The sequence below is a fragment of the Isoptericola sp. b408 genome (assembly GCF_030588085.1).
Lineage (GTDB): Bacteria > Actinomycetota > Actinomycetes > Actinomycetales > Cellulomonadaceae > Isoptericola > Isoptericola sediminis.
This window is the reverse complement of sequence record NZ_JAUQYQ010000002.1, coordinates 188,477-196,511: the sequence shown is the minus strand read 5'-3', so window position 1 is coordinate 196,511 and position 8,035 is coordinate 188,477. Positions and strand designations below refer to the sequence as shown.

The 8,035-nt window shown below is 72.4% G+C and carries 9 protein-coding genes; 6 read left to right on the top strand and 3 right to left on the bottom strand.

The window, feature by feature from the left end; translation table 11 throughout:
* Positions 1-345: 345 nt before the first annotated feature.
* Positions 346-1,215, top strand: a complete 870-nt coding sequence (locus Q6347_RS06515; RefSeq protein ID WP_171247942.1) for a DUF3097 domain-containing protein — start codon at positions 346-348, stop codon at positions 1,213-1,215.
* Here Q6347_RS06515 and Q6347_RS06510 read toward each other — a convergent pair whose 3' ends face one another.
* Positions 1,216-1,710 (bottom strand): DUF4282 domain-containing protein, encoded by a 495-nt coding sequence (locus Q6347_RS06510; protein WP_171247941.1) that lies wholly within the window; start codon positions 1,708-1,710, stop codon positions 1,216-1,218.
* Positions 1,711-1,975: 265 nt separating this feature from the next.
* On the opposite strand from Q6347_RS06510, the gene Q6347_RS06505 reads away from it, so the two are divergent.
* Together Q6347_RS06505 and Q6347_RS06500 are read left to right on the top strand one after the other, a co-directional pair.
* Positions 1,976-2,233, top strand: a complete 258-nt coding sequence (locus tag Q6347_RS06505; RefSeq protein ID WP_304606963.1) for a DUF4870 domain-containing protein — start codon at positions 1,976-1,978, stop codon at positions 2,231-2,233.
* A gap of 114 nt (positions 2,234-2,347) precedes the next feature.
* Positions 2,348-2,839: a DUF4870 domain-containing protein gene (locus Q6347_RS06500; protein WP_171247939.1), complete on the top strand. Its 492-nt coding sequence runs from the start codon at positions 2,348-2,350 to the stop codon at positions 2,837-2,839.
* Between the two features lie 45 nt (positions 2,840-2,884).
* Here Q6347_RS06500 and hemW read toward each other — a convergent pair whose 3' ends face one another.
* On the bottom strand, positions 2,885-4,165 hold the full coding sequence (gene hemW, locus Q6347_RS06495; RefSeq protein WP_304606962.1) for a radical SAM family heme chaperone HemW: 1,281 nt from the start codon (positions 4,163-4,165) through the stop codon (positions 2,885-2,887).
* On the bottom strand, positions 4,165-6,042 hold the full coding sequence (gene lepA / locus Q6347_RS06490) for a translation elongation factor 4 (protein WP_369810815.1): 1,878 nt from the start codon (positions 6,040-6,042) through the stop codon (positions 4,165-4,167). The genes hemW and lepA overlap by 1 nt, the downstream gene beginning before the upstream one ends.
* 135 nt (positions 6,043-6,177) lie before the next feature.
* Between lepA and Q6347_RS06485 the strand changes: the two genes are divergently transcribed.
* From Q6347_RS06485 to rpsT, 3 genes are all read left to right on the top strand, one after another.
* Complete coding sequence (locus Q6347_RS06485) at positions 6,178-6,951, top strand: maleylpyruvate isomerase N-terminal domain-containing protein (protein WP_304606961.1); 774 nt, start codon at positions 6,178-6,180, stop codon at positions 6,949-6,951.
* 65 nt (positions 6,952-7,016) lie between these two features.
* A complete protein-coding gene (locus Q6347_RS06480; RefSeq protein WP_304606960.1) occupies positions 7,017-7,547 on the top strand; it encodes a type II toxin-antitoxin system PemK/MazF family toxin in 531 nt (176 codons plus the stop codon).
* Between the two features lie 190 nt (positions 7,548-7,737).
* Complete coding sequence (gene rpsT / locus Q6347_RS06475; protein ID WP_171247934.1) at positions 7,738-7,998, top strand: 30S ribosomal protein S20; 261 nt, start codon at positions 7,738-7,740, stop codon at positions 7,996-7,998.
* The last annotated feature ends 37 nt before the right edge of the window (positions 7,999-8,035 follow it).

Genomic DNA, 8,035 nt, shown 5'->3' with positions numbered 1-8,035 from the left:
CACGTCTCGGCCATCCTGCGCAAGCTCGGCGTCACGAGCCGGACCGAGGCCGCCGTCCGCGCGCGCGAGGCCACCGCGGCCCGCCCGGTCCCGCACCGGCCGTAGCCGCACCCGACCACGCCGCCACCACGCTGCACGACACGCCACGCCGCCACGACGACCCGGAGCCCTCGCGGTCGTACCTCGCGTCACGTGGTCGTACCCGCGGGGTACGACGGCGGGACGGGAGGTACGACCGCAAGGCCCGGCCCGGCCCGGGGCGGGGCGGACCCGGGGCGGGATCGACCCGTGGTCGGACGGGTGTCGGTCCCCCGGCACCGGCCCACGCCTGCCTAGGCTCACGCCGTGCACGATCGCTACGGCTCCGACGTCCTGTCCTCCTCCCCCGGCGCGTCCGGCGGGTCCGCCCACCACCGCCGGCGCCCCGTGTCGCGACCGCAACCCGCCGAGCCGGGTCTCGTCGTGGAGGAGGTCACCAGCGGCTGGGTGGGCGCCGTCGTCCGCGTGGAGAAGTCCGGCGGCGTGCACCTGGTCGTGCTGGAGGACCGGCACGGGAAGGTCCGGTCCTTCCCGCTCGGGCCGGGGTTCTGGGTCGACGGACGACCCGTCGCCCTCACCGCACCGGTCACCTCCCGCGCCCCGGCCGCCCCGGCACGCACCGCGTCCGGGTCGGTCGCCGTGCACGGGGCCCGCGCACGCGTCGCGCGGGGCTCGCGGATCTGGGTCGAGGGCAAGCACGACGCCGAGCTCGTCGAGAAGGTCTGGGGGGACGACCTGCGGATCGAGGGGGTCGTCGTCGAGATGCTCGACGGCGTCGACCACCTGGCCGAGGCCCTGGCCGAGTTCGCACCCACGCCCGAGCGGCGCGTCGGGGTGCTGGTCGACCACCTGGTGCCCGGCGCCAAGGAGCAGCGGATCGCGGCCGAGGCGCTGCGCAGCGTGCCGGACGGTACCGTCCTGGTGCTCGGGCACCCCTACGTGGACGTGTGGCAGGCGGTGAAGCCGGCCCGGGTCGGTCTGGAGACGTGGCCGACCATCGAGCGCGGCACCGAGTGGAAACGCGGCATCCTGCGGGAGCTGGGCTGGCCCGCGGACTCGACGGCGGACGTCGGGCGCGCCTGGCAGCGGATCCTCGGCGCAGTGCGGGACTACCGCGACCTCGACCCGGCCCTGCTGGGCCGGGTCGAGGAGCTCATCGACTTCGTGACGGCCTGATCAGACCATCCCGTCGCGCCGCGCGTAGTGGTTCATCTTCTCGGAGATGTTCACCACCGCCTGGAAGACCTCCAGCCCGATCCGCCAGACCGCCAGGTAGACCAACGCGGCGATCCAGCCGAACAGGATGGTGACCAGGCCGACGTACCACTGGTCCGAGAACAGCGTGACGACACCGGCGATGAAGGAGAACAACCACCCGATCGCGATGAGGACCGTCAGGATCACGTAGACGATCTTGACGATCTTGGGGGTCACGTAGTTCGAGAACGAGAAGTCGAAGAGGGAGCCCAGCAGCCCCTTCGTGTCGTCCCGGGCCACACCGGCCGCCGACGACGCGGCGGCCGAGTAGAACGGCTGCTGGCCGCCCTGGTAGCCGGTGGCGCCGCCCGCGTGCTCGGAGGGCGGCGGTGTCGACGGCTGCGGCGGCTGCGCGGGCCGCTCGGAGTAGGGGTCCTCGGGTCGTCCGGGCGGGTTCGGGGGGTTCTCGCTCATCGTTCCTCCTGGTCGGGACGTCATGGCCGAGCGACACCACTGTCGAACCGCCCGTGCCGCCTCGCCACCGGGAACGAGTTCCGGCGCAGACGGTGCGCACCCGTCCTGCACGCTGCCAGGATGGGGACATGACGCAGACTCCCCCGCCGACGGGCCCGCCCCCGGGGCCCCGACCGCTCTCCCAGCCCGACGAACGGACCTGGGCGATCATGGCGCACATCGGTCCGCTGCTGATCGGGTCGTCACGGCCGGGTCGTTGGGTTTCGTGGCGCCGCTGATCATCTGGCTGGCGCTGCGCGACCGCAGCGCCTTCGTGGCCGACCAGGCGAAAGAGGCCCTCAACTTCCAGATCACCCTGCTGATCGGCCAGGTCGTCGGGTGGCTGACCGTCTGGCTGCTCGTCGGGTGGCTCGTGCTGGCGGCCGTGTGGGTGATCGGCATCGTCTTCGCGATCATCGCCGCGGTCACCGTCAACCGGTACGAGGCCTACCGGTATCCCGTGAACCTGCGAGTGGTGAGGTGACCGGGTGAAATCCCTTCACGACCGTCAGGGACACGGCGTCGGCGGGCTCCTCACCGGTAGTTTCGCCGGACGTGTCCGGTGCGCCCAGCGCGCCCTACCTCGAAGGAGAAGCAGATGAGCCAGTCGACTCCGGAACCACACCCCGAGGAGCACCCGCCCCCGGGTCAGCCTCAGCAGGGCTTCCCCCAGCAGCCGCCGACGGGTGCGAGCCAGGGGCAGGCCCAGCAGCCCCCGCAGGGCTACCCGCAACAGCCCCCGCAGGGCGGGCAGGCCCTTCCGCCGGTCGCGCCCTCGGAGGAGCGGACCTGGTCGATCGTCGCCCACGCCGGCGGGATCCTCGTCGGGTTCCTGGCCCCGCTGATCGTGTGGCTGATCTACAAGGACCGCAGCGCACGGCTCGACGACCAGGGCAAGGAAGCCCTGAACTTCCAGCTGACGATCCTCATCGCCTACGTCGTGGGCTGGATCCTGACGATGATCGTCATCGGCGGGCTCATCGTCTTCGCCGCCTGGGTGTGCACGATCATCTTCGGCATCCTCGGCGCGATGGCCGCCTCGCGCGACGAGTGGTACCGCTACCCGTTCAAGATCCGCTTCATCAAGTGACCCGCTGACGGGCACGGACCGCCCGCGCCGCGGGCGGTCCGTGGGTCAGGCGGTGAGCTCCCGCACGACGGTGTCGGCGAGCAGGCGCCCGCGGCGGGTGAGCACCGCGCGGCCGCGCACGGCCGCCGCCCCGTCGAGGAGCTCGCGGGCGACCATCCCGGCCACCGCGCGCCGGCCGGGCGGGTCCAGCACGTCCAGGTCCAGCCCCTCGGCGAGCCGGACACCGAGCATGACCCGCTCCAGGTGCGCCTCACCGCGGGAGAGCACCTCACGTCCCGCCCCGGGCGACCGGCCGTCGGCCAGCAGCGCCGCGTAGCGCCGGGGGTGCTTGACGTTCCACCAGCGCACTCCCGCGCCGTCGTCGGTGGCGTCGCCGTCGGGCGCCCCGACGTAGGAGTGCGCGCCGGGGCCGATGCCCCACCAGTCGTCTCCCCGCCAGTAGGCCAGGTTGTGGTGGCACGCCTGTTCCGGTCCGCGCGACCAGTTGCTCACCTCGTACCAGGACAGGCCGGCCGCGGTGAGCAGGTCGTCCGCCAGCTCGTACTTGGCGGCCTGGTCGTCGTCGTCCGGGAGGGTGAGCTCGCCGCGGCGCACCTGCGCCGCCATCTTCGTGCCCGGCTCGACGACCAGGGCGTACGCGGACACGTGGTCGACCCCCGTGCTCAGGGCGGCCTCGACCGACGTCCGCCAGTCGTCCAGGGACTCGCCGGGCGTGCCGTAGATGAGGTCCACCGACACCGCGAGACCGGCCTCGCGGGCCCACCGCACGACGTCGGGCAGACGCGCCGGGTCATGGGTGCGCTCGAGCGTGGCCAGCACGTGCGGCACAGCGGACTGCATCCCGAAGGACACCCGCGTGAACCCCGCCGCGGCGAGCGTGGCCAGCGACTCCGGCGTGACCGAGTCGGGGTTCGCCTCGGTGGTGACCTCGGCGTCGGGGGCCAGCCCCCACGCGGAGCGGATCCCGTCGAGGATCCGCACCAGGTCGGCGGCCGGCAGCATCGTCGGGGTCCCGCCGCCGAAGAACACCGTCCGCACCGGCCGGTGGCCGAGCCCGGCGTCCGCCAGCACCCGGGCGGCCAGGTCGACCTCGCCCAGCGCCGTCGTGGCGTACTGGTGCTGGGAGGCGCCCCCGCCCAGCTCGGCGGCCGTGTAGGTGTTGAAGTCGCAGTAGCCGCACCGCACCGAGCAGAACGGCACGTGCACGTACACCCCGAACCGGGAGCGCGACGACGGGACACCGGTCGCGTCGTCGGCCGACCGGGTGACGAGGTCGGGCAGCGAGCCGTCCGCCGGGACCGGTTCGCCGTCGGGCAGGGCGGGCACTACTTCTTCTTGTCCTTGGTCTCCTTGCCGCCGGAGCCGTCGGAGGACAGCGCGGAGATGAAGGCTTCCTTCGGGACCTCGACGGACCCGATGTTCTTCATCCGCTTCTTGCCCTCCTTCTGCTTCTCCAGCAGCTTGCGCTTCCGGGAGATGTCGCCGCCGTAGCACTTGGCGAGCACGTCCTTGCGGATCGCGCGCACCGTCTCGCGGGCGATGATGCGAGCCCCGACGGCGGCCTGGATCGGCACCTCGAACTGCTGGCGCGGGATGATCTCCTTGAGCTTGGCCGTCATCTTGACGCCGTACTCGTAGGCCGCGTCCTTGTGCACGATCGCGCTGAAGGCGTCGACCTGGTCGCCCTGCAGCAGGATGTCGACCTTCACCAGATCGGCCGCCTGGTCGCCGGAGGGCTCGTAGTCCAGCGAGGCGTACCCGCGCGTGCGGGACTTCAGCGCGTCGAAGAAGTCGAAGACGATCTCGGCCAGGGGCAGCGTCCAGCGCAGCTCGACCCGGTCCTCCGAGAGGTAGTCCATGCCCTCCATCTGGCCGCGGCGGTCGGTGCACAGCCCCATGACCGCGCCGACGAACTCGCTCGGGGCGAGCACCGTGGCCTTGACGATCGGCTCGCGGACCTCCTTGATGCGCCCGGCGGGGAACTCCGAGGGGTTGGTGACCTTGACCGTCGTGCCGTCCTCCATCGTGACGTCGTAGACGACGTTGGGGGCCGTCGAGATGAGGTCGAGGTCGAACTCGCGCTCGAGGCGCTCGCGCACGATCTCCAGGTGCAGCAGGCCGAGGAACCCGACGCGGAACCCGAACCCGAGCGCCACGGAGGTCTCCGGCTCGTAGTTCAGGGCGGCGTCGTTGAGCTTGAGCTTGTCCAGCGCGTCGCGCAGCGTGGGGTAGTCCGACCCGTCGATCGGGTAGAGGCCGGAGAACACCATCGGCTTGGGGTCGTCGTAGCCGCCCAGCGGTTCGGCGGCGGGGTGCTGCGCGCTCGTCACCGTGTCGCCGACCTTCGACTGGCGCACGTCCTTCACGCCGGTGATGAGGTAGCCGACCTCCCCCACGCCGAGACCCTTGGTCTTGATCGGTTCCGGCGAGATGACACCGATCTCGAGCAGCTCGTGGGTGGCCTTGGTCGACATCATCTCGATCCGCTCGCGCGGGTTGAGGTCGCCGTCGACCGCCCGCACGTAGGTGACCACGCCGCGGTAGGTGTCGTAGACGGAGTCGAAGATCATCGCGCGCGCCGGGGCGTCCGGGTCTCCCACGGGCGCGGGGACGCGGTCGACGATGAGGTCGAGCAGCTCGGTGACGCCGTCACCGGTCTTGCCGGAGACCCGCAGCACGTCCTCCGGCTCCCCGCCGACCAGACCGGCCAGCTCGGCCGCGTACTTCTCGGGCTGCGCGGCCGGCAGGTCGATCTTGTTCAGGACCGGGATGATCTCCAGGTCGTGCTCCATCGCCAGGTACAGGTTGGCGAGGGTCTGGGCCTCGATGCCCTGCGCGGCGTCGACGAGCAGGATCGCGCCCTCGCAGGCCGCCAACGACCGGGACACCTCGTAGGTGAAGTCCACGTGGCCCGGGGTGTCGATCATGTTGAGGGCGTAGGGCTCCTCGCCGCGCTGCCACGGCATGCGCACGGCCTGGGACTTGATCGTGATGCCCCGCTCCCGCTCGATGTCCATCCGGTCGAGGTACTGCGCACGGGCGTCACGCGGCTGCACCACCCCGGTGAGCTGGAGCATGCGGTCCGCCAGCGTCGACTTGCCGTGGTCGATGTGCGCGATGATGCAGAAGTTGCGGATCAGCTCGGGCGGGGTCGCGTTCGGCTGGATGCGTTCGCTCAGGGCGGCGGACGGGATGGGCAACACGCCTCCGTCGGGTCGAGGCTGGACTGCGGGCCTCGTCATTGTCCCACGAGCCCGACGGCGCCCCGGCGGACCCCGGCGGCACCCGTCGCCCCGGACCCCTGCCCGTCACGTCCCCGGCACGCTACGTTGCCCGTCATGACCAGCCCGACACCCGTCGTCGACCCGGGCTCCGGACGCCGCACCGACGGCGGTGCGGACCTCGACCACCTCGACCGCCTCGCCGCGCTGCAGGAGGCGTTCCTCGCGGACGTGCCCGGCGCCGACCCCCGCGGGCACGTGCCGGCCTGCGGCCGCTGGACCGTCGCGCAGCTGGTCACCCACGTGGGCAGGATCCACCACTGGGCCTCCGGCCAGGCGCGTCGACACCAGGAGACGCCGCTCGGGCGCGGCCCCTTCGACCTCGCACCCTTCTACGCCGCGCAGGCCGCCGAGCTGCGGAGCACGCTGGCCGACCTGCCCCCGGACACGCCGTCGTGGACGCTGCTCGGTACCGGGCCGGTGTCGTTCTGGCACCGCCGGCAGGCGCACGAGACCTTGGTCCACCTGCACGACCTGCGGGCGTCCGTGCTGGGATCGGGACGGCTCGTCGCGCCCGAGCGCCCGATCGACGCGGGTCCGCCGGTGTGGGCCGACGCCGTGGACGAGGTCGTGCGGATGTTCGCCCCGCGGCAGGTCGAGCTCGGGCGGATGACGGCGCCGGGCGCCCCGGTGCGCCTGACCGCCACGGACCTCGGCTGGTCCTGGGACCTGGGACCGGAGGCACACGGACCTGCCGCCGTGCTGCAGGCGCCCGCCCGCGAGCTGGCGCTGGTGCTCTGGCGCCGGCTCACTCCCGTCGAGGCGGGCGCGCGGATCGACGGCGACGCCGGCCTGGTGGCCGACCTGCTCGCGGCGCGTCTCGTGCCCTGACCCGGCGCCCGTCCGGCCTGTTCCGCCGAGGTCTCCTCCGCGTGTCGCGCCGTAGGCTGTCCGTCATGGCGAGCCACCGGTGGACGAGACTCCTGCGCGACGCGGGCCGCGCCCTCGCGGCGGTCCTCGGGCGTGCCCGACGCCGCCCGCCGGCGGGACGTCCCGCCCCCGGGCGACCGGAACGGGCGCCCTCCTACCCGGGTGACTTCACCGGCATCGTGCGCCCCGTGTACTCCCCGCACCCGGACGGCGCCCCGGACCCCGGCGAGATCGTGTGGACGTGGGTGCCGTTCGAGGAGGACCACACCCGCGGCAAGGACCGCCCCGTGCTGCTGGTCGGCCACGACGGACCCTGGCTGCTCGGTCTGCAGCTGACCAGCAAGAACCACGACCGCGACGCGGCCCAGGAGGCCCGGTTCGGGCGGTTGTGGATGGACATCGGGTCGGGTCCGTGGGACGCCCGGGGCCGGCCGAGCGAGGTCCGGATCAACCGCGTCGTGCGGGTGGCACCGGATGCCGTGCGCCGCGAGGGCGCGGTCCTGGACGCCGCGACGTTCCGCCAGGTGGTCGACACGATGGGACGCGCCCGCCGCTGACGCGGCGTCGGTCACACCGGTTACCACGTCCCGATCCCGGCTGGTACCGTAGATCCTTGCGTGTCCGCCCAGGTCGGCGGACACCGCCGCAGTTCCTCTCCACGGGTTCCCCACCCCCAGTCCCGGAAGTGCGGCCGCCCTCTACGACCTATCCGCTCGCCGACAGGCGAACACACCAGGAAGTTCTCTCGTGGCAAACATCAAGTCTCAGATCAAGCGCAACCTGCAGAACGAGAAGGCGCGCCTGCGGAACCGCTCCGTGAAGTCGGAGCTCAAGACGTACGTCCGCAAGGTCCGCAAGGCCGTCGCCGCCGGTGACAAGGACGCCGCCACCTCGGCGCTCCGCGACGCCTCGCGCAAGCTCGACAAGGCTGTCTCGAAGGGTGTCATCCACCCCAACCAGGCTGCGAACCGCAAGTCGGCGCTGGCCAAGGCCGTCGACAAGCTCTGACGCCGCCCGGTCGCCCGCGCGACCGCTGGCCGCCGAA

What these genes read in the sequence shown, in the direction of transcription:
- Q6347_RS06510 (WP_171247941.1), bottom strand. Translation starts at nt 1,710, where the DNA reads ATGAGCGAGAACCCCCCGAACCCGCCCGGACGACCCGAGGACCCCTAC.
- Q6347_RS06500 (WP_171247939.1), top strand. Translation starts at nt 2,348, where the DNA reads ATGAGCCAGTCGACTCCGGAACCACACCCCGAGGAGCACCCGCCCCCG.
- Q6347_RS06485 (WP_304606961.1), top strand. Translation starts at nt 6,178, where the DNA reads ATGACCAGCCCGACACCCGTCGTCGACCCGGGCTCCGGACGCCGCACC.
- Q6347_RS06480 (WP_304606960.1), top strand. Translation starts at nt 7,017, where the DNA reads ATGGCGAGCCACCGGTGGACGAGACTCCTGCGCGACGCGGGCCGCGCC.